17 protein-coding genes and 1 riboswitch are annotated in these 19,441 nt (G+C 58.7%); of the genes, 7 read left to right on the top strand and 10 right to left on the bottom strand.

Annotated features, from left to right (window positions below):
* Nucleotides 1–9: 9 nt before the first annotated feature.
* Complete coding sequence (locus tag WA928_RS05705) at nt 10–1,206, bottom strand: DUF3734 domain-containing protein (protein ID WP_424300690.1); 1,197 nt, start codon at nt 1,204–1,206, stop codon at nt 10–12.
* Nucleotides 1,199–2,092, bottom strand: a complete 894-nt coding sequence (locus tag WA928_RS05700; RefSeq protein WP_424300687.1) for a LysR family transcriptional regulator — start codon at nt 2,090–2,092, stop codon at nt 1,199–1,201. Before WA928_RS05700 ends, WA928_RS05705 begins: the two co-directional genes overlap by 8 nt.
* Nucleotides 2,093–2,225: 133 nt before the next feature.
* Between WA928_RS05700 and WA928_RS05695 the strand changes: the two genes are divergently transcribed.
* Entirely contained in the window at nt 2,226–3,293 is a 1,068-nt protein-coding gene (locus WA928_RS05695) for a YeiH family protein (protein WP_424300684.1), read from the top strand.
* A gap of 35 nt (nt 3,294–3,328) precedes the next feature.
* Here the strand turns inward: WA928_RS05695 and WA928_RS05690 are convergent, their stop codons facing one another.
* The 3 genes from WA928_RS05690 to norR form a co-directional block, all read right to left on the bottom strand.
* Complete coding sequence (locus WA928_RS05690) at nt 3,329–3,715, bottom strand: SirB2 family protein (protein ID WP_424300681.1); 387 nt, start codon at nt 3,713–3,715, stop codon at nt 3,329–3,331.
* A 65-nt stretch (nt 3,716–3,780) separates the two neighbouring features.
* Nucleotides 3,781–5,568, bottom strand: a complete 1,788-nt coding sequence (locus tag WA928_RS05685) for an ABC transporter ATP-binding protein/permease (RefSeq protein ID WP_424300678.1) — start codon at nt 5,566–5,568, stop codon at nt 3,781–3,783.
* A 149-nt stretch (nt 5,569–5,717) separates the two neighbouring features.
* Nucleotides 5,718–7,304 (bottom strand): nitric oxide reductase transcriptional regulator NorR, encoded by a 1,587-nt coding sequence (gene norR, locus WA928_RS05680; RefSeq protein WP_424300675.1) that lies wholly within the window; start codon nt 7,302–7,304, stop codon nt 5,718–5,720.
* 193 nt (nt 7,305–7,497) lie between these two features.
* On the opposite strand from norR, the gene WA928_RS05675 reads away from it, so the two are divergent.
* Entirely contained in the window at nt 7,498–9,774 is a 2,277-nt protein-coding gene (locus WA928_RS05675; RefSeq protein WP_424300672.1) for a nitric-oxide reductase large subunit, read from the top strand.
* 88 nt (nt 9,775–9,862) lie between these two features.
* Here the strand turns inward: WA928_RS05675 and WA928_RS05670 are convergent, their stop codons facing one another.
* From WA928_RS05670 to WA928_RS05650, 5 genes are all read right to left on the bottom strand, one after another.
* The gene (locus WA928_RS05670; protein WP_424300669.1) at nt 9,863–11,176 is read right to left on the bottom strand and encodes a purine-cytosine permease family protein; all 1,314 of its coding nucleotides are present in this window, start codon (nt 11,174–11,176) and stop codon (nt 9,863–9,865) included.
* Nucleotides 11,177–11,230: 54 nt separating this feature from the next.
* A riboswitch (TPP riboswitch) is annotated at nt 11,231–11,323 on the bottom strand.
* Nucleotides 11,324–11,413: 90 nt separating this feature from the next.
* Entirely contained in the window at nt 11,414–12,196 is a 783-nt protein-coding gene (locus WA928_RS05665) for a lipoyl protein ligase domain-containing protein (RefSeq protein WP_424300666.1), read from the bottom strand.
* A gap of 57 nt (nt 12,197–12,253) precedes the next feature.
* Nucleotides 12,254–12,727: a TM2 domain-containing protein gene (locus WA928_RS05660; RefSeq protein WP_424300663.1), complete on the bottom strand. Its 474-nt coding sequence runs from the start codon at nt 12,725–12,727 to the stop codon at nt 12,254–12,256.
* A 73-nt stretch (nt 12,728–12,800) separates the two neighbouring features.
* Nucleotides 12,801–14,294, bottom strand: a complete 1,494-nt coding sequence (gene glpK / locus WA928_RS05655; RefSeq protein ID WP_424300660.1) for a glycerol kinase GlpK — start codon at nt 14,292–14,294, stop codon at nt 12,801–12,803.
* Nucleotides 14,291–15,067, bottom strand: coding sequence for a DeoR/GlpR family DNA-binding transcription regulator (locus WA928_RS05650; protein ID WP_424300657.1), 777 nt, complete (start codon nt 15,065–15,067; stop codon nt 14,291–14,293). Before WA928_RS05650 ends, glpK begins: the two co-directional genes overlap by 4 nt.
* Before the next feature lie 133 nt (nt 15,068–15,200).
* Here WA928_RS05650 and WA928_RS05645 point away from each other — a divergent pair, with 133 nt between their 5' ends.
* Genes WA928_RS05645 through WA928_RS05625 form a run of 5 tightly spaced genes read left to right on the top strand, consistent with a single transcriptional unit; the run spans nt 15,201 to nt 19,367 of the window.
* Complete coding sequence (locus tag WA928_RS05645; protein WP_424300654.1) at nt 15,201–16,280, top strand: ABC transporter ATP-binding protein; 1,080 nt, start codon at nt 15,201–15,203, stop codon at nt 16,278–16,280.
* The gene (locus tag WA928_RS05640; protein ID WP_424300651.1) at nt 16,267–17,346 is read left to right on the top strand and encodes an ABC transporter ATP-binding protein; all 1,080 of its coding nucleotides are present in this window, start codon (nt 16,267–16,269) and stop codon (nt 17,344–17,346) included. Before WA928_RS05645 ends, WA928_RS05640 begins: the two co-directional genes overlap by 14 nt.
* Complete coding sequence (locus WA928_RS05635) at nt 17,343–18,236, top strand: carbohydrate ABC transporter permease (RefSeq protein WP_424300648.1); 894 nt, start codon at nt 17,343–17,345, stop codon at nt 18,234–18,236. Before WA928_RS05640 ends, WA928_RS05635 begins: the two co-directional genes overlap by 4 nt.
* Nucleotides 18,229–19,047 carry a carbohydrate ABC transporter permease gene (locus WA928_RS05630; protein WP_424300645.1) on the top strand — a complete coding sequence of 273 codons (819 nt, stop codon included), beginning with the start codon at nt 18,229–18,231 and terminating at the stop codon, nt 19,045–19,047. Before WA928_RS05635 ends, WA928_RS05630 begins: the two co-directional genes overlap by 8 nt.
* 11 nt (nt 19,048–19,058) lie before the next feature.
* A complete protein-coding gene (locus WA928_RS05625; protein WP_350383347.1) occupies nt 19,059–19,367 on the top strand; it encodes a DUF2160 domain-containing protein in 309 nt (102 codons plus the stop codon).
* Nucleotides 19,368–19,441: the final 74 nt, after the last annotated feature.

Genomic DNA, 19,441 nt, shown 5'->3' with positions numbered 1-19,441 from the left:
CCGCGATGCTTATTGTTTTGCGGCCATGGCTTCTTCGATCTCGGTGCGGTGGATGTCGTGCGTGATAAACCCTGCGGCGTTGTCGGGCATGGCCAGGTACTGTGGATGCGCCAATGTGTTGCGAATATCCAGTAGACCGCTGGCCCAGTGTTCACGCATGGTGGCGGGGCCAAACTGAAAATCCCGAAAATGCTGTTCGTATGATTTGTCGCGGTAGATCAGGTGAATAATATTGCTGCGTGCCCCGCAGGCCAGCTCGGCAGCCTGGCGGCAGGCAGCATCCTTTTCACGGGTTTTCGCAGGTACTTGTTCAAGTACGCTGCGCAGCAGCCGTTGCATTTTGCGGTGCGCCCGCATCTCGTCCGTCACCATCCGGGTGCGGCTGGAGTACCGGATGTCCTGCACCCGGTCGCTGATTTCGCTGATATTGCGTGGCACCGGCCCGCGGGCAGACCACAGATCCACCTGAAACACCAGAGAGTCGCGCTCGGGTCTTTGTTTTAGTACCTGGGCCAGCGGGGTGTTGGAGACCAGGCCGCCATCCCAGTAGTATTCGCCGTCGATCTCGATGGCTGGAAATGCCGGGGGGAGTGCACCGGACGCCATGAAATGCTCGGCCTGCAACCGTATCTTGCGGTTGTCAAAAAACGCAAAGTTGCCGGTGCGGACATTGACGGCACCCACTGAGACATGCAGGCCGGTGTCGTTGATGCGGTCAAAATCACACAAGGTTTCCAAGGTGCTTTTCAGGGGGCGTGTGTCGTAGTGTCCTACGCATGAAGGATCCAGGCTGGCTGACAAGGCTGCGGGCGGAAACCGTGGATGAAAAAACCCTTTTTGGCCCAGCACCAGGGCGCTGCCTGCGTGCAGGGCACCTAAAAACTGGCGGGCCATATCGTTGACGCCAAAAAGGCTTTGTTCTACCAGCGGATTGGCGCCAGGGCCCAGATAGGGCTGGCAAATTGTGTCCCAAAACTCGTGTAGTCGCTCTACCCGCTTTTCGGGCGGGTTGCCGGCGATGATGGCGATATTGAGCGCTCCGATGGAGATTCCGGCCAGATCCGTCAGATCCATCCCGGCTTCGTTCAGACCTTCAAAAACGCCTGCCTGATAGGCTCCCAGCGCGCCACCGCCTTGCAGAACCAGCGCCCTGACCTTATAGGCTTCCAGTGATTTGGACAGGTTGTTGGGTTTGGTTTCAGCCATGGGGTGATCCCTCTAGAGAATTCATGAATGCGTCGATCAAAGAGCCGCGGTAACGGCTTTTATGCAACACCAGTGACAGCTGCCGGTCGAGACTGAGAAACGGCGTGGGCAGAATTTTCAGCCGCCCCGTGTCTGCGGCATCCTGGGTGGCTGCCTGTGGCAGACAGGCTACCCCCAGGCCTGCGATCACCGCTTGTTTGATGGCCTCGATCTGGCCGAGCTCCAGCAGGATGCGGCCCGGGGGCAGGGCAGTGAGTGCCTGCTCGGTGAGGCTGCGGGTGGCAGAGCCACGTTCGCGCAAAATCCAGTGTACGCCCGCAAAATCAGTGGGGTGCAGCCGGCGCCGCTGCGCCAGTGGATGCGACGGCGCGGCACACACCACCAGTGCATCACTGCGCCAGCGAAAGGTCTCCAGTTGCGCATGGTGCACAGGGCCCTCCACGCAGGCAACGTCCAGATGATGCTCCAGAAGTTGGCGGGTGATGGTACGGGTATTGTCTACTGTGAGATGCAGGGAAACCATGGGATGTTGGGCAACAATCGGGCCGAGAAGTTCCCCGACCAGATAGTTGCCCACTGTGTTGCTGGCCCCCACGCGCAAGGTGCCGTGCAAGGCGCCCTGGGTATCCGGGTGGCGGCGCAACATGTCGTGCAGGCGCTCAAGAATTTCCCGGGCCAGGGGCAATTGTTCTGCCCCCTGTGCGTTCAGATGCAGGCGGCCACGCTCGCGGTCGAACAGGGTGTTGCCCAGTTGGCGCTCGAGTTCGGCCAGCGCCATACTGACGGCAGGTTGCGTCAGGTGCAGGGTTTCGGCAGCCCGCCGCACGCTGCCCAGGGTGGCCACTGCGTCAAAGACTTCCAGCTGGCGAAGACTGAGTCCAATCATGTTCAAAAGTGTACGGCGTTTTGCTTATTACATCAATTTTATTGATTGGTATAGTCACCAATACTTAATTTATTTATAGCTTGGATGTATTTAGAATGGCTCCCATCAGACTTTGCCTGGATGTGTGCCTGGTATGTTGCCAATCTCCGCTGTTCCTTGTCCGCTTCCCGTCGTGGGTGCCAGCGCCGCAGCTAAAGCCACCGAGGGCCGGCCGCGCGTACCCTCGCTCTGGTACGGTATTGCGCTGTCGGGTGCCCTGGGCTTGCTGGCCTGGCAACTGGGCAAGTGGTTTCCGCTGATTGGTGGGCCGGTGATGGGGATCTTGCTGGGCATTGCGTGGCGCAATATGGTAGGGGTGTCTCCCTTGTGCCTGCCAGGCATCGGGTACAGCAGCCGGCAGATTCTCAAATGGTCGATTATCGGCCTGGGATTTGGCCTCAGCCTTGGTCAGGTGCTGGCCACCGGCGCGTCATCTTTGGCCGTCACGCTGATCACCCTCAGCGTGGCTTTCCTGGCTGCCTGGAGTCTGGGTAGCTGGTTGGGCCTGGGCAGCCACCTCAAAGTTTTGATTGGTGTGGGCACCGCCATCTGTGGGGGCTCGGCCATCGCTGCGGTGGCGCCGATTATCCAGTCTGATCAAAAAGACACAGCGCTGTCGATTTCCACCATTTTTCTGTTCAATATTCTGGCTGTGCTGGTGTTTCCGCCTTTGGGGCACTGGATGGGCCTCTCGGATGCCGGCTTTGGCCTGTGGGCAGGCACGGCAATCAACGACACTTCGTCTGTGGTGGCCGCCGGGTACAGTTACAGCACCTCGGCTGGCGATATGGCCACCATCGTCAAGCTCACGCGGGCCACCCTGATTATTCCGGTGTGTATTGTGCTGGCGGTCTGGACAGCCTGGCGCGCGCATCATACGCAGACGCAGGTGTCGATTGTGCGGATTTTTCCGTGGTTTATCGTGTGGTTTCTGGTGGCTGCCGGCGTGCGCACCCTGGGGTGGGTGCCTGCCTGGCTGATCGAGCCCCTGCACCTGGCCTCGCAGTTCCTGATCATCATGGCCCTCACCGCGATCGGGCTGTTGTCCGACTTGCGTCAGATGGCATTGGCGGGGCTGCGGCCGTTGCTGCTGGGGCTGGGCGTGTGGATGGCCGTTGCCGCCAGCAGTCTGGCGGTGCAGTGGCTGATGCAGGCGCTTTGAGGCCTGCACCACGCTGGGGTTCTGCTATCGGCTCCTTACAGCATCGAGAACCATGAGGCCGAGTCTTTTGTGAGAGCCACCCCCACGATATAGGCAAAGATGGCAATTGCAATCAAGGCTGCCTGGCCACGTTTGTGCGGTGTTTTGCCGCGTTTGATGGCGATGGTGCCGACGCCAATATAAGCAATCAACAGCACGATCTTGGTCAGGATCCAGGGTTGATTGGGGCCGATCATGGCCGCAAGGATAACCCCGCAGACAAGCAGGACGGAGTCTACGATATGGGGCAGGATGCGTACCCAGCGCAGCTGCAGCAGCGCCGATTCGGTCACTGACCAATACGCGCGCACCACAAACAGGATGATGCTGAGAGTGACTGCAGTGACATGCAGGTGCTTGATGGGGAAATAGTAGTCGTACATAGTCAGATGCGTCTAAAGGGTGAAGTGAACCTGGATAACAGCAGGCATGGTAGCAGGCCCGCGGATCAGATCGGGGTCAGCTGCCAGCCGCCGTCCTTGCCTTGCAGTACAAGTTCCATCCCGTGGTGCCGGCGCAAGGTGCTTCGGTGCCCAACGCTAAGCAGGCGGGTATGGGGCAATTGTTCGCGCAGCAGACGATACATGGCGTCTTCCAGTCCCTCGTCCATGGCCGAGGTGGCCTCGTCCAGAAATGCAGCGTCCGGGCGTGCAATCAGCAGGCGGCCAAAGGCCAGGCGCTGCTGCTCACCTAGCGACAAAATCCGAGTCCAGTCGTCTTCGACGTCCAGTTGATCGCGCAAGTGTCCTAATTGCACCAGATCCAGTACGGCTTCGTCCTGGCCTGCCGGTACCTGATCAACCGGAGTTGGGTAGTGCAGGGCAGCCCGCAGCGTGCCTAGCGGCAGATACGGTTTCTGCGCCAAGAACAATGCAGACGCCTGCGGCCGGGTGATTTCCCCGGAGCCATATGGCCAGATGCCTGCAATGGTGCGCAGCAAGGTGGTTTTGCCGGAGCCGGACGGTCCGCGAATCAGGATGGGCTTCTCGGGCTGAACATCAAGGTTGAGATCCTTGAGCAGGGCGTAGCCGTCAGGCCGACGCACGGTAAGCTGGTGCAAGGCCAGACGGCTGCCGTCTTCGCGGGTGTCTGGCAGATGCATCTGGCGGGCGGCATCGATGGTGGCATCAAAACCGGTCAGACGATCCAGCGTGGCGCGGTACGTCGCAAAGCTGTCATACACATTGCGGAAAAACGATAGATTGGTTTGTAGTTGGCCAAACGCCTGTGCGGTCTGGATGAGGTCGCCCAGGCTGATCTGCTTGGTAAAAAACCGCGTTGCCTGGATGATGAAAGGAAACACGACGGCGGTTTGGGTCACAACAAAGTTAAACCCTAAAAATTTCAACGACCGATAAATAATGTCCCAGGCGTTGCCGATGACTTCAGCAAACCAGTGTCTCAGGGTGCGCCCCTCGACACGCTCGCCGCGATAAAACGCGATGCTCTCGGCGTATTCACGTACGCGCACCAGTGCGTAACGGTAGTCGGCGTTCAGTTTCTCGTTCAAGAAATTAAGCCGGATGAGCGGCTTGCCGATCCAGATGGCCAGCACGGTAGCCAAAAATACATAGATAAAAACCAAAAACACCATGGCTCGCGGAATCTCGTAGCCCAGCACCGTCATGGGGCCAGAGAGGTTCCAGAGAATCAGGGTAAAGGCGATGGTGGATACCGTGGCGTTAATGAGGCCAACCGCCAGTGTCATGGAGGTGTTGGCAAAGGCCGTGATGTCTTGCTGGATCCGCTGATCCGGGTTGTCGGCCAGATGGCTGAGTGATTGCGACCGGTAATAGGCTTGCTGGTCAAGCCAGCGGCTCAGCAGGCGCTCGTTGAGCCATTCCCGCCAGTGAACCACAAATGCCTGCTGGACATAAAAATCCACCAATGAGCGCACCACGTGCACGGCCGCCAGCAAGGCAAACAGCAGCATGGCCGCCCAGAAAGCCGGTTGATCCAGGGCCTGCAGGGCACTGTACATCGTGTTGTACCAGTTGGAAAACAGTACATCCACCCTCACGGCACCCAGGGTAAGCAGCAAAATCAGCGCAACCCCCGCCAATGGTCGCCAGTTGCGCCGGGGCGAGAAGAAATCTGCACTCAGTTGCCAGAATTGCTCGCCCCAACGGGTAAAGCGTCGCAGGCACCAGATTCCCGCCGCGCCTGCCAGAATGGTGAGTACATAGGCTTTGGCTAGCCATATGCCGCTTTCCAGCAGCGTTTGTTGCCATGTCATGAGTGGGCAATCCTCGGAGAAATGGAGTCCGCGCGGCATGCACGGGGTGGAGGCATTTTAATGAAGTTGGAGCCCCAGTAAGCAAAAAGGTTTCCGCTGATTCAGTCTCTCGCGCTTATTGTGCTTAAAAAGAGGGAGGGCTTGTGGTTTTACTCTCCCAAACCTTTTTTAAGGCCCAGGCGCTTGGCACGTTTATGCAGGTTGCTGGCATCCAAACCCAGTGCCTTGGCCGCCTGCGCCCAGTTCTGTCCAGCCACGCCCAGTGCTTCGTGGATTGCGTGACGCTCGCATGCCTCCACTGTCTGCTTTAAGGGTGGTATCTCGGCGAGTGATCGCGGGGCGGCCGTGCTTGTTTGGTCAGCGGCACTGGACGATATGCCCGGTGTTTGCGTGTCATCCGGTGTGTTGTCCTCCGCTGGGATATCCAGATCCAGCAGTTCCGCCTCGATGGTGAGCACCTGATCACGTGAGGCCCCACGGCTGAGCATCTTCAGGGCAGCGCGGCTGATGACGTGCTCCAGCTCCCGGACGTTGCCCGGCCAAGGGTATTGCTGCAAGGCGCGTTCGGCACCGAAGGACAGTCGGACACCACGCAATCCCAGCCGTGCGCGATTGAATTCGAGAAAATGTCCTGCCAATATCAGGATGTCGCGGTCGCGATCTCGCAGAGGGGGGATGGGGATCGGGTATACCGACAGCCGGTGATAGAGATCCGCCCGAAACAGCCCGGCCTGGGTATTGGCTTTTAAATTGCGGTTGGTGGCTGCGATGACGCGGACATCGGTTTTGATGGTTTGGTCTGTGCCCAGCCGCTGGATCTCCCCGTTTTGCAATACCCGCAACAGCTTGGCCTGCAGGCTCAGCGGCAGCTCACCCACTTCGTCCAGAAACAGGGTGCCTCCCTGGGCGGCTTCAAAGCGGCCGGGGCGGTCAGAGGTCGCACCCGAAAACGCCCCCTTCACGTGGCCAAACAGCTCGCTTTCAGCCAGAGATTCCGGCAGCGCTGCGCAATTCACCTGCACCATCGGCTGGCGACTGCGCCGGGAGTGCCGATGCAGCCGGCGTGCAAACAGCTCTTTGCCTACCCCTGTTTCGCCCAGCAGCAGGATAGGCAGATCCGAGTCTGCCACCAGATCCAATTCGTGCAACAAAGACTGGATCGCCTCGCTGTGTCCCAGGATCTCGGTGGTTTCTCCGATGCGCTCGATCCCTTGTTGTGAGGTACCTAATTGGCGCAGGCGCCGATTTTCACGCTCCATCTCGGTGACGCGGATGGCCGCCTGTAAGGTCAGCACCAACTGCTGCAGGCGGGCCCGGGCGGCCTCGTCGAAAGTCCCAGTGGTCAGTGCATCCAGGGTCAGGATGCCCCAGGCGCGATCGGGGTCCCGGTATAGCGGCACCCCAAGACAATCATGTACGGGCAGCGGCGAGCCCTTGCGGTCGTCCAATAAGCCGTCGTAGGGGTCGGGCAGCAGGCTGCCTGGTTCAAACCAGGTGGGTTCGTGGCGTGACAGGATGGCGGCAAAGCGGGGATGCTGCCCCACGACAAACCGGCGCCCAAGTGCTTCATGGGCCAGGCCGGACGCCGCCACCATATGCAGGGTGTCGTGCTGATCCAGTGACAGCAGCCCTACGGCATCGCACACAAACGCCTGGCGGATGGCACTGGCGGCACGCTCCAGACGGACGCCGTCAGGGAGTTCCTGGCTAAGGTCTTTCAGTAGTTGGTGTTCCATGAGGGTCATTTTAACCATTTTAGGGTGATTTCCACCCTGATTAATAGGGTCAATTTCACCGCATTTGATGTGGATCAGTGTTTTCCCTAGGTTTAAGACTTGGCACGCTTATTGCTTGATGACAAATGAAGTGAAACGGGAGCGCCATCCGGCGTAATTTTTAAGTCCCTCACAGCTGCAGAAGGAGCGCAGGATGCGTGAGTATAAAAAACTATGGTGGTCATTGATCGGCGTGCTGGTCGTGGCCTTCGGTGTCCTTGGATGGATGGGTAAAGAAGTCTACAATCAGGCGCCTCCCATTCCTGCTCAGGTTGTCAGTGCTGACGGCCGGGTCATCATGACTGAAGAGCAAATCCTGGACGGTCAGGTGGCCTGGCAAAGTGCCGGGGGCATGACTGTCGGATCTATTTTGGGCCATGGCGCCTATCAGGCACCCGACTGGACGGCCGACTGGTTGCACCGCGAGTTGACTGCCTGGCTGGATCTGGCTGCCAAGGATCAATTTGGTTTGGGGTATCAGCAGCTGGATGCCGACCGCCAGGCGGTGCTTGAGCGTCATTTGAAGGCGGAATATCGTAAAAATACTTACGATGCAGCCAGTGGCGCCGTGACGTTGTCCAATCGCCGGATTCAGGCCATCGAGCAAACAGCAGCCTACTACGACAAGCTGTTTGGTGATGATCCTGCCCTAAGAGAAAGCCGGGTGCACTTCGCCATGAAAGAAGCCACGTTGCCCTCGCCTGAAGCGCGGGCGCGGCTGGCAAATTTCTTTTTCTGGACAGCCTGGGCGGCATCCACGGATCGCCCCGATAGTACTGCCACTTATACCAACAACTGGCCGCACGAACCCCTGATCGATAACGTTCCGACACCGGAGAACATCATCTGGTCGATCCTGAGCGTGATCATTCTGATCGCGGGTGTGGGCTTGCTGGTCTGGACGTGGGCGTTTACCCGCAAGGAAGAAGAGGAAACCCCCGCACCGGCACGCGACCCCATTGCCCAGATGGCACTGACCCCGTCTCAGCGTGCATTGGGCAAGTATCTCTTCCTGGTGGTTGCCCTGTTTGTCACGCAGATTTTCATCGGTGGTTTCACGGCGCACTACACCGTCGAAGGCCAAACCTTCTATGGCATCAATGTTTCCGAATGGCTGCCGTACTCGCTGGTACGTACCTGGCACATTCAGGCAGCCTTGTTCTGGATCGCCACGGGGTTCCTGGCCGCCGGCCTGTTTTTGGCTCCGATCCTCAATGGTGGTAAAGATCCCAAGTATCAGAAACTCGGTGTCGATATCCTCTTTTGGGCCTTGATTCTGGTTGTGGTCGGGTCGTTTACCGGTAATTTTGCTGCCATTGCCCATCTTTTGCCGCAAAACCTGAATTTCTGGCTGGGGCACCAAGGCTACGAGTACGTCGAGCTCGGCCGCTTGTGGCAGATTGGCAAGTTCCTGGGTATTGTGTTCTGGCTGGTCCTGATGCTGCGTGGCATCATCCCTGCGCTGCGCCAAAAGGGCGATAAAAACCTGCTGGCGCTGTTCAGTGCATCTGTGGTGTGTATCGGTCTGTTCTACGGTGCGGGCCTGGCCTATGGCGAAAGAACGCACATCACTATCATGGAGTACTGGCGCTGGTGGGTGGTTCACCTGTGGGTCGAAGGCTTCTTCGAAGTGTTCGCCACGGCTGCACTTGCCTTTATCTTCTCCACCATGGGGCTGGTCTCCAAGCGCAGCGCCACCACGGCCAGCCTGGCTTCCGCCATTCTGTTCATGCTGGGCGGTACACCGGGCACCATGCACCACCTGTATTTCTCGGGTACCACCACCCCCATCATGGCCATTGGTGCCGCCTTCAGTGCGCTCGAAGTCGTACCGCTGGTGGTGTTGGGTTACGAAGCCTGGGAGAACTGGCGCCTCAAGGCTCGTGCGCCCTGGATGGAAAACCTTCGCTGGCCGCTCAAGTTCTTTGTCTGCGTGGCCTTCTGGAACATGTTTGGCGCGGGTGTCTTTGGCTTCATGGTCAATCCGCCGGTTGCGCTCTACTACATCCAGGGCCTGAACACCACAGCCGTGCATGCGCATGCCGCACTGTTCGGGGTATATGGCTTCCTCGCCCTGGGCTTCACGCTGTTCGTGTTGCGCTATGTGCGCCCAACCATGCAGTTCAATGACAGCCTGATGAACACCGCTTTCTGGTGCATGAACATCGGCCTGGTGATGATGATCACCCTGAGCCTGCTGCCGATTGGCCTGATGCAGTTCTATGCCAGCGTCAGCGTGGGCACCTGGTGGGCTCGCAGCGAAACCTTCATGCAGCAAGACATTATGCAAACCCTGCGTTGGGCTCGTACGTTTGGTGACGTGGTCTTCATCGTTGGGGGCCTGGGTGTGATGTGGCAGGTGGTTACCGCCTTGTGGGGTACCCGTGCTGCACCCGCTGCTGACGGTTCGCTGGCCGCGCAACGCACCTGATTATTGTCCTTGCAGCACTGGGTGTCCGAAACGGAGCCTGGTGCAGCCCGCCCCGAAAGGGGCGGGCTTTTTTATGGACGGATCAGAATCAGCGAATGGCCGGGGAGGGTTGTGCGCCACGCCAGGCTGATATCGCGCCCAGGGTAAACGTCAGAAACAGTGTAGGTAGCGCGCTGCCGTAATCCGGGGCCCATTGGGCCAGCGCATGAAAGCAGGCAATTCCCAACAGCCAGATCAGCGCTGGGGCCACGGGATGGCCCGTATGACTGCCTGCGGCTGGGTAAGTCCAAAGCCCCCGGCAGCCCAGGATGGTGCCAAAAAGAGGCACAAACACAGAGCTGAGTGTCAGTAAAAACGGCTCGAGTGAGTGCATAGGCAGCACCATGGCCAACACCATGGCCGCAATTGCCAGCACGCTGCCCCAGGTTTTTACGCTAAGCGCCGGAACCAGGCTCTGGCTGGACACTGAGCCCGAATAAAGGTCGCCATAAGTATTGTCGAGCTCGTCCACCAAAATCAGGGCCAGTGCCAGCAGGCCGCCCTGGGCCATCAGCAGGGCACTGACCATGTCGGTATCCGGCCCGGTGATGGTGATGACCAGAACCCCCAGCATGTAGCACCAGATGTTTGCCACGGTGTAGCCCAGCCAGGTGCCGGCCACAGTACCGCGATTGCTGCGCCCGTGCCGCGCGTAGTCGGCCACCAGCGGCAGCCAGGATACCGGCATGGCAATCACAAGATCCAGTGCCTGGAAGCCGTTCATGCTGCCGTCTCCTCCACGATGCCACCATGCCTGTAGGGTCGCGCTGTCCAGCTTCAGTGAAAACTGGATGGTGAGCCAGATAAGAGACAAGATGACCAGCGGTAGGCCGATGCGGCTGACTACACGGCGAACCAGGGTCAACATCGAGCCGCGCAAGAGCAGCAGGATCAGGATGCCCCAGAACAGGGTGGGCCAGACCAGGCCCAGATCAATGCCCAAGGCATCCTGGCCGATCGCCCGGGTGCCGTCGCGCATGATCACCAGCTCGAATGTTGCCCAGCCCAACAGTTGCACGACATTCAGCAAAATGGGCAGGCGCGCAAACCGGTTGCCGTACACCGACTGAATCAGACCGGCACTGGATAGTCCGCTGTCGCAGCCCAGGCGGGCGACCCAGGCCAGCAGCCCAGCACCCAGGATGGAGCCGGTAATCACGGCAATCAGTGCTGCCTGCAGACCCAGTGCCGGCACCAGGTAGGCACCTACCTGGATCACCAGCAAACCGACGCCCAGGCTGAACCAAAGGGCCAGGTGATCGTGCCAGCCAAATACGCGTTGTGGTGATGCACTGAACTCTGGCTCGGTAGGGGCCGGTTTGTGTGTGGGGGTAGGGGCTGAAGCGGCTGGATGTGGATTCATGGTGTGCCTGTACATGCAATATGCAGGTAGCAGGCGCGTGCGACGGCAGGCCATCGCCATGGCGAGCTGCTTTCCTGCGCGAGGATGATCTCAATCAGGTTCGAAGGGACTGTCTCAGCCGCCAAAGCGGCACCCCTAGCGAGGCTCGAAAATGGGTAAAACGATATTGATTGTAGGTGCGCAGCCTGCCTGCGGCAAGGGTTGCCGCCGATTGGTGGGCGCTACAGGCCGCCTGCGTCAGCTGATGGGGGATTCCTGGGATAGGCGTATGCCGCCACCGGGAATGCACTGTATCAAGCGGGTGCGAAACCGGTCTTGAAATTGCGCGCGATTCTCGGGGGGAATCAGCGTATCCAGGGACACAATGCGGTCAGCCCGGTAGCGTCGTGTGCTGCCCAGCGCTTCTTCGAGGGCGTTGGCCTGGCGGGTGGCGGTGTCGGTGTCGCAATCCAGCAGGATCAGTGCATGCACCAGCCCGATATGTTGCTCTGATGGCGTCGTGCCGGCGACAGGCGCGCCACTGGCAGGGGTCTGGCGGCGCCACCACTGCGCGGTACCCGCTATTTTCTTTGCCGGGTTACCTACGGCCAGATTAAAACGGCCGTCACAAAACGAGCCTTCTACCGCCTGCGCACGGGCTTCGATGCCAAAAAACAGCAGGGCACTGGCAATGATGCTGCACAATTGCTGATAAAAATCTTCCGAGTGATCCAGGGGGCGGCCAGAAAATAATCGGGCCAGACTCAGGTTCAGGATACCCGCTCCTTGCGGGACGACACCGCCGCCCGATTGGCGGACATAGACCGGCCATCCCTGCGCATTCATGGTTTGTTGCGCCTGGGCAAAGCCGGGTTTTGCCGCATAAGTGCGGGGTACTACCAAGCACTGTGGTGCGCTCCAGAGACAGGCCACGGGGTGCTGCGCAGCTGCTTGCAGCAGATGTGCGTCGGCCAGCGGCCCGCCGTGCGGGCAGGCCCCCAGATCCATCAACTGATAGGGGAGTGTGTCAGGTGAGGGCATCAGCACAGGCTGTCGGCAAAAAGGGTTGCTGCAAAAAAGACAGCGCGCCCGAGAACATCAGGCGTGCAACTGGGTGGCTGCGAAGGTCTCGTCGTCCATGAACAAATAGCGCGCGGCGTCAATCAGCCCCAGGACAGCAGCCAGCGGGATGAAAATCCAGGTGATAAACAGAAAGCCGATCCCCCAGCCCACTTGCCCGAGAAAAAATCGGTGTGCCCCCAGCCAGCCCAAAAAGATGGCCAGGAAAATCGCAATGCGCCGTTGCGAGGTGGGGCGCCCGAGCGTGTCGCGATGCGATCGCAGGATCCAGAGGCTTACGGGAATCGTGAGCAGCAGCGCCAGTAGCACCTTGCCCGTGTGCGCCCGCAGATAGGTGCCGATCGCGGCAAAGAGATCGCCAAAGTTGTGGATCAATAGGCCTGTCAGCCGGGAGATCCAGGCAAAGACTTGGCCAAAGGCTGCTTCGCCAAAGCTGAGGGCCAGCAGAATCACCACAAAAATGGCGATGATCAGGGTGATTTTTTTAAACATGAGACCGATAGTGTCCTGGAGGAGGATGGCAGCGGCCACCGGCTATGCTGCCATTCTAAGGGATACCGGTTGCTTAGCGGGCCATGGTCTGGCGGATCGCATGATCCCATTGGGCCAGCCGCTCTTGTGCTTCGTCGCGTGGCATGATTGGGTCAAACTGGCGCTCGATCCGCCACAGGGATTCGAGTTCGTCCAGATTGGCGTACAGGCCCGATTGCAGCCCGGCCAAAAAGGCGGAACCCAGTGCTGTGGTTTCTACCATGGTGGGGCGTTGTACGGGGATCCCCAGGAGATCTGCCTGGAACTGCATCAGCAGGTCGTTGACGCAGGCGCCGCCATCCACCCTTAGCGCCTGCAAGGTGCCCACACCGGCCTGTTGTGCGTCGCGGCTCATGGCATGCAGCAGGGCAGCGCTTTGATAGGCGATGCTTTCCAGAGCCGCCCGGGCAATGTGTGCCATCGTTGTGCCACGCGTCAGGCCTGTGATTGTGCCGCGTGCGTCGGGATCCCACCAGGGGGCGCCCAGCCCGGTAAACGCGGGCACCAGCATGACGCCACCAGAGTCGCTGACACTGCCCGCCATGGCTTCGATGTCGCTGCTGCGGCTAAATGCCCGCAGGCCGTCGCGCAGCCATTGCACGACTGCGCCGCCTACAAATACGCTGCCCTCCAGGGCATAGGCTGCCTGGGAGTCGGGCTGTGCTGCGCTGGTGGTTACCAGGCCGTTTTCGGACACCTGAAACTGCGTGCCTGTGTGCATCAACATGAAGCATCCTGTGCCATAAGTGTTTTTAACCATGCCAGGTTTAAAGCAGGCCTGGCCAAACAGCGCGCTTTGCTGGTCGCCCGCGACCCCGCAGATAGGGACTGGATGATCCAGAATGTTTGTGTCGATAGTGCCGAAGTCAGCCGAAGACGGCAGGATATGCGGCATCATTGCCGCTGGAATCTCCAGGGCGTCCAGCAGCTCGGTATCCCAGGCATTGCGGTGGATGTCCATCAGCATCGTGCGTGCCGCGTTGCTGACGTCGGTGAGATGGTGCTGGCCGCTGGTAAGCTGCCAGATCAGCCAGCTGTCCACGGTGCCAAACAATAGCTCGCCGGCTTCTGCGCGCTGGCGGGCACCTGGCACATTATCCAGAATCCACTTCAGTTTGGTGGCTGAAAAATAGGCGTCGATACGCAGGCCTGTGCGCTGCAGGATGGTGGGCTCAAGGCCCTGGCTGCGCAACTGGACACAAGTGGGTTCTGCCCGCCGGTCTTGCCAGACAATGGCGTGGTGAATCGGTTGCCCGGTTTTTTTGTCCCAGACCACCGTGGTTTCGCGTTGATTGGTAATGCCGATGGCATGAATCTCGCGGGCCGAAATACCCGCCCGGTTTACCGCCTCGCGCAGGGTGTCGCGCTGCGTGTGCCAGATTTCCATGGCATCGTGCTCCACCCATCCCGGCTGGGGATAGTGTTGGGTAAATTCGCGTTGGGCAAGGCCCACGATGCGACCCTTGTGATCGAACACAATGCTGCGGGTACTGGAGGTGCCCTGATCCAGGGCAATCAGGTAAGTCATGCTTGGTCCTCGGGTGCAATGACACAGTCGACGTGCGCTTCTTTCAGCAGGGCCGGAAAGGGCTCAGGTGGTGTTGCACCAGTAAACAGACGGTCAATCTGGGATAGATTGCCCAGCCGCACCATGGCCGGACGATTGAACTTGCTGGTGTCGCAGGCCATCCAGACTTCGTGGGCCGACTGCATGATGGCTTGGGATACTTTGACTTCACGATAATCGTAGTCGCGCAGGGTGCCGTCGTCTTCGATGCCTGAAATGCCCATCAGAGCGATATCCACCCGAAACTGGCGGATGAACTCTACCGTGGCTTCTCCCACGATGGCCAGATCACGCGGCCGTACGGTGCCGCCAGCCAGAAGAACCTCACAGCCAGGCTGATGTCCCAGAGTGTGCACCACATTGACATTGTTGGTGATGATGCGCAGCCCCGTATGGCCGCTGAGTGCCTGGGCGATCGCCTCGGTGGTGGTGCCGATGTTGATCATCAATGAACAGTCGTTGGGGATTTCGCGTGCAATGGCCTGCGCGATGCGTTGTTTTTCGTTTGCATGCAATTGCGCCCGTTGCCGGTAGGCGATGTTTTCGGTGGTAGAGGCAGGCAAGCGTGCGCCACCATGAAACCTGACCAATTGGTTGGTTTCTGCCAGCCGCTGCACATCCCGCCGGACAGTTTGTACCGTTACCTGCAGATGCCGGGCGAGATCTTCTAGACTGCAGGCGCCATTGAGGTGCAGTTGCTTGAGCAGCCGGATCTGCCGCGGATTAAGACTCATGGTGTTCGCCGAAATATGAACAGAACGAATGTACAACGAAAAAAAAAGAACCGACCCTAGGGTTTTTACTAGCGGCATACGAATAAGAAACGAACAATAATGCTCAAAATAGAAACATACAGAGAGGGTTTTCATGCAGCTAGAACTGGCTGGGGTGAGCAAGCAGGTGGGTGCAGAAACCTGGTTGTATCCCCTGGATTTCACCTTGCAGGAATCCGCCCTGACCGTGTTGTTGGGGTCTACCCGTGCTGGTAAAACCAGTCTGATGCGCATCATGGCGGGGCTTGATGAACCCTCGTCGGGTCAGATAAAAGTGGATGGTGCCGACGTCACCGGCGTGCCGGTGCGCCACCGAAATATTGCCATGGTGTATCAGCAGTTCATCAATTACCCCTCCATGACAGTCGCGGGCAATATCGCCTCGCCTATGCGCTTGCGTGGACAGCACGATATTCAGGCCCGCGTCCAGGAGATCGCACGCACGCTGCACATCGAAGAATTCCTCCAACGCCTGCCGGCCGAGCTCTCTGGTGGCCAGCAGCAGCGGGTGGCCTTGGCCCGAGCCTTAGCCAAAGATGCGCCTCTGATGTTGCTCGACGAGCCACTGGTCAATCTGGATTACAAGTTGCGCGAGGATTTGCGCGAAGAGCTTGGGGTGATGTTTACGCAGGGACGCTCTACCGTGGTGTACGCCACCACCGAGCCCGGCGAGGCGCTGCTGCTTGGGGGGTATACCGCCATTTTGGATGAGGGCGAGGTTTTGCAGTATGGCCCCACCATTGATGTCTTTAACCATCCGGTGTCCATTCGGGCCGCCCGCGCCTTCAGTGATCCTCCCATGAACTTCCTGTCTGCACAGACCGAAGCCGGGGTTGTCCGGGTAGTGGGCGATACCGCCTTGTCAGTTGCGCTGGATGCGCCAGTGGCACCAGGCCCAGTTACGCTGGGCCTGCGTGCAGCCGATCTGTCCTTTCATTCGCAAGGGGCTGATTGCCAGCTGCAAGGTCAAGTGCAGCTAGCCGAAATTTCCGGCTCGGCCACCTACGTCCATGTCGATACGCCCGTCGGAGCCATGATTGCCCAGGTGCCGGGGGTCAGTCATTACCACTTGGGCGACATGCTGACCCTGCATTTTTCCAGTCGGCGCGTATTTTTGTTTGCCCAGGACGGATCCCTGCTGCGCGCACCGGAGGTTAATCATGGCTCGCATTGATCTCGACCTGGCGCATAGCTACCAGAAGGTCGTGCACTCTGATGCCGACTACGCGCTGTTGCCGCTGAAAATCTGTTTTGAGAATGGTGGCGCCTATGCTTTGCTGGGCCCCTCGGGTTGCGGCAAAACCACCATGCTCAATATTATTTCCGGCTTGGTTACCGCCTCGCATGGCACGGTTCAGTTTGATGGTGTCGATCGTACCCGGGATACGCCCCAGCAACGCAATATCGCTCAGGTGTTTCAGTTTCCCGTGATCTACGACACTATGACGGTAGGTGAAAACCTCGCGTTTCCTTTGCGCAATCGCAGGGTGCCTGCACAGCAAATCAAGCAGCGGGTGGGGCAGGTCGCCGAAATGCTCGACCTGTCTGCGTTTCTGGATCAACGTGCCGCCAATCTGGCTGCAGATGCCAAGCAAAAAATCTCTTTGGGGCGTGGTCTGGTTCGGCCGGATGTGTCGGCTGTCCTGTTCGACGAGCCTCTCACCGTGATCGATCCCCACCTCAAATGGGAGCTGCGCCGCAAGCTAAAAGAGATTCACCACGAGCTTGGCCTCACACTCATTTATGTCACCCACGACCAAGTAGAGGCCATGACATTTGCCGACCAGGTTTTGGTCATGGCTCGCGGCCGTGTCGTTCAGCAGGGTACGCCGGCAGATCTCTTCGAGCGCCCGCGGCACACGTTTGTAGGACATTTCATTGGCTCACCTGGCATGAATCTTCTGCCCGTGCAGTGCCGGGCAGACCGCTCTCTGTGGCTTGGTCAGCAGGCCCTTCAGGGCGCTCAGGCCTTGTCGTTGCCAGAAGGGCCACTCACGCTGGGTATCCGGCCCGAGTACCTGCAGGTGCATGCACAGCCTGCGGCAGATACCGTGCCTGCCACTGTGCAGTGGGTGCGCCATCTGGGTACCAGCCAGTTGCTCAGCGCTCAAGTACAGGGCCTCGACATCAAGGCTCATTTGCCTGTAGACGCGCCAGTACCCGCTGCAGGCTCCGACATTCATGTGGCGCTGCTGGATGCGCACACGTGTTTCTACCAAAACGAGGAACTCATCCCATGAGTACCATCACAAAACCTGTCAATCAAAAGGCCTGGTGGCTGATTCTGCCTGTGATTGTCTGTGTGTCGTTTTCGGCCATCATCCCCCTGATGACCGTTGTCAATTATTCGGTGCAGGATATCCTGGGCCCAAATCAGGCGGTGTTTGTGGGTACCGAATGGTTTGCCAGCATCATGCGCGACGAAGACCTGCACGCTGCGCTCTGGCGCCAGCTGATGTTTTCAGGGGCTGTGCTGGCGATCGAGCTGCCACTGGGTGTGATGCTGGCCCTGTCCATGCCGGCCAAGGGGTGGCGGGCCTCGGCTGTGCTGGTCATTATCTCTTTGTCGCTGCTCATCCCCTGGAACGTCGTGGGGACCATCTGGCAGATTTTCGGGCGCACCGATATTGGCCTGTTTGGCTGGGCATTGACGCAATTGGGCATCGACTATAGCTATGTGGGCAACCCGGTTCAGGCCTGGCTGACCGTGTTGCTGATGGATGTCTGGCACTGGACACCCCTGGTGGCGCTGCTGGCATATGCCGGTTTGCAATCCATCCCCGAGGCCTACTATCAGGCGGCCAGTATTGATGGCGCAAGCAAGTGGGCGGTGTTTCGGTACATCCAGCTGCCCAAGCTGCGCGGGGTGCTGATGATTGCCGTGCTGCTGCGTTTTATGGACAGCTTCATGATCTACACCGAGCCTTTTGTCCTGACGGGCGGTGGCCCGGGCAACTCCACTACTTTTTTAAGCCAGTACCTTACGCAAAAAGCGATTGGTCAGTTTGATATGGGGCCGGCAGCGGCGTTCTCGCTGATTTACTTCCTGATTATTCTGCTGTTCTGCTTTGTTCTGTATAACTGGATGCTGCGCGTGGGCACCGGCAGCCGCGAGGTTCATCATGACTAAACCCGTTTGGTTGCCGCGCAAGCGCACGGTGTTTTTGCTGCTGTATCTGTTGTTTGCTCTGGTTCCTGTCTACTGGATGGTAGTCATGAGCTTCAAAACCAACCAGGGCATCCTGGCCGAGTTCTCGATCTTTCCACGAGAATTCACCTTGGCCAACTACCGCACCATACTCACAGATCCCTCCTGGTATATGGGCTACGTCAATAGCCTGGCTTATGTCCTGCTTAATATGGTGATGGCCATTTCGGTGGCCTTGCCTGCCGCGTACGCGTTCTCCCGATACTCATTTTTGGGCGACAAGCACGTGTTCTTCTGGCTGCTCACCAATCGCATGACGCCGCCAGCAGTGTTTCTACTGCCCTTTTTCCAGCTGTATGCAACGCTGGGGCTGCTGGATACCTATTGGGCAGTTGCCCTGGCGCATCTCCTGTTCAACGTGCCGCTGGCTGTGTGGATCCTGGAGGGCTTCATGAGCGGCATTCCGCGCGAGATCGATGAAACAGCATATATCGATGGCTACAGCTTTCCACGATTTTTCATCACGATTTTCCTGCCGCTCATTAAATCGGGTGTCGGCGTGGCGGCATTTTTCTGTTTCATGTTCAGCTGGGTCGAGCTTTTGCTGGCACGGACACTCACCAGCGTGGATGCCAAGCCGATTGCCGCGATTATGACGCGCACGGTGTCAGCGTCCGGGATGGACTGGGCGACGCTGGCAGCTGCCGGCACGCTCACCATTGTGCCGGGCGCCATCGTGATCTGGTTTGTTCGTCATTACATTGCGAAAGGCTTCGCAATGGGTCGCGTTTAAGGGGGTGCAAGATGCTTGACTGGATGGTCTGGACAGTGCCCACTGCCGTGTTTTTTATTTGCGTGGTACTGCTGCTGACGGGCATGACAATTTGGGAGATCAAGTCACCCAATGTATTGCGCAAGGGCTTTTTGCCCATGGCTACCACACGCGGTGATCGTTTGTTCATCGGTTTGCTGGTTGCCGCATACATCAATCTGGGCTTTTTGGGCTTGGGCGAACAATGGGAAAACTGGTTCTCCTTGCAGGCCGAGCCTTCCGTATGGATCAGTTTCGTCATCTCCATGGTGGTGCTGGTATTCATCATGCGCAAGGGATAAATCAAAAACCAAAGGGCAGTCGGGTAGTGTCCCGGCTGTTGCCTGGTGTCTTGCTGTGCCCCGCAGCGGCACCG

This window comes from Castellaniella sp. (assembly GCF_049651205.1).
Classification (GTDB): domain Bacteria; phylum Pseudomonadota; class Gammaproteobacteria; order Burkholderiales; family Burkholderiaceae_B; genus Castellaniella.
This window is presented reverse-complemented; position numbering and strand designations above follow the sequence as displayed.

Excerpts from the sequence above, each read along its gene's own strand:
- norR (WP_424300675.1), bottom strand. The coding sequence starts at position 7,304 with ATGGAACACCAACTACTGAAAGACCTTAGCCAGGAACTCCCTGACGGC.
- WA928_RS05695 (WP_424300684.1), top strand. The coding sequence starts at position 2,226 with ATGTTGCCAATCTCCGCTGTTCCTTGTCCGCTTCCCGTCGTGGGTGCC.
- WA928_RS05690 (WP_424300681.1), bottom strand. The coding sequence starts at position 3,715 with ATGTACGACTACTATTTCCCCATCAAGCACCTGCATGTCACTGCAGTC.
- WA928_RS05625 (WP_350383347.1), top strand. The coding sequence starts at position 19,059 with ATGCTTGACTGGATGGTCTGGACAGTGCCCACTGCCGTGTTTTTTATT.
- WA928_RS05645 (WP_424300654.1), top strand. The coding sequence starts at position 15,201 with ATGCAGCTAGAACTGGCTGGGGTGAGCAAGCAGGTGGGTGCAGAAACC.
- WA928_RS05660 (WP_424300663.1), bottom strand. The coding sequence starts at position 12,727 with ATGTTTAAAAAAATCACCCTGATCATCGCCATTTTTGTGGTGATTCTG.
- WA928_RS05670 (WP_424300669.1), bottom strand. The coding sequence starts at position 11,176 with ATGAATCCACATCCAGCCGCTTCAGCCCCTACCCCCACACACAAACCG.
- WA928_RS05650 (WP_424300657.1), bottom strand. The coding sequence starts at position 15,067 with ATGAGTCTTAATCCGCGGCAGATCCGGCTGCTCAAGCAACTGCACCTC.
- WA928_RS05630 (WP_424300645.1), top strand. The coding sequence starts at position 18,229 with ATGACTAAACCCGTTTGGTTGCCGCGCAAGCGCACGGTGTTTTTGCTG.
- WA928_RS05665 (WP_424300666.1), bottom strand. The coding sequence starts at position 12,196 with ATGCCCTCACCTGACACACTCCCCTATCAGTTGATGGATCTGGGGGCC.
- WA928_RS05640 (WP_424300651.1), top strand. The coding sequence starts at position 16,267 with ATGGCTCGCATTGATCTCGACCTGGCGCATAGCTACCAGAAGGTCGTG.
- WA928_RS05705 (WP_424300690.1), bottom strand. The coding sequence starts at position 1,206 with ATGGCTGAAACCAAACCCAACAACCTGTCCAAATCACTGGAAGCCTAT.
- WA928_RS05685 (WP_424300678.1), bottom strand. The coding sequence starts at position 5,568 with ATGACATGGCAACAAACGCTGCTGGAAAGCGGCATATGGCTAGCCAAA.
- WA928_RS05700 (WP_424300687.1), bottom strand. The coding sequence starts at position 2,092 with ATGATTGGACTCAGTCTTCGCCAGCTGGAAGTCTTTGACGCAGTGGCC.
- WA928_RS05675 (WP_424300672.1), top strand. The coding sequence starts at position 7,498 with ATGCGTGAGTATAAAAAACTATGGTGGTCATTGATCGGCGTGCTGGTC.
- glpK (WP_424300660.1), bottom strand. The coding sequence starts at position 14,294 with ATGACTTACCTGATTGCCCTGGATCAGGGCACCTCCAGTACCCGCAGC.
- WA928_RS05635 (WP_424300648.1), top strand. The coding sequence starts at position 17,343 with ATGAGTACCATCACAAAACCTGTCAATCAAAAGGCCTGGTGGCTGATT.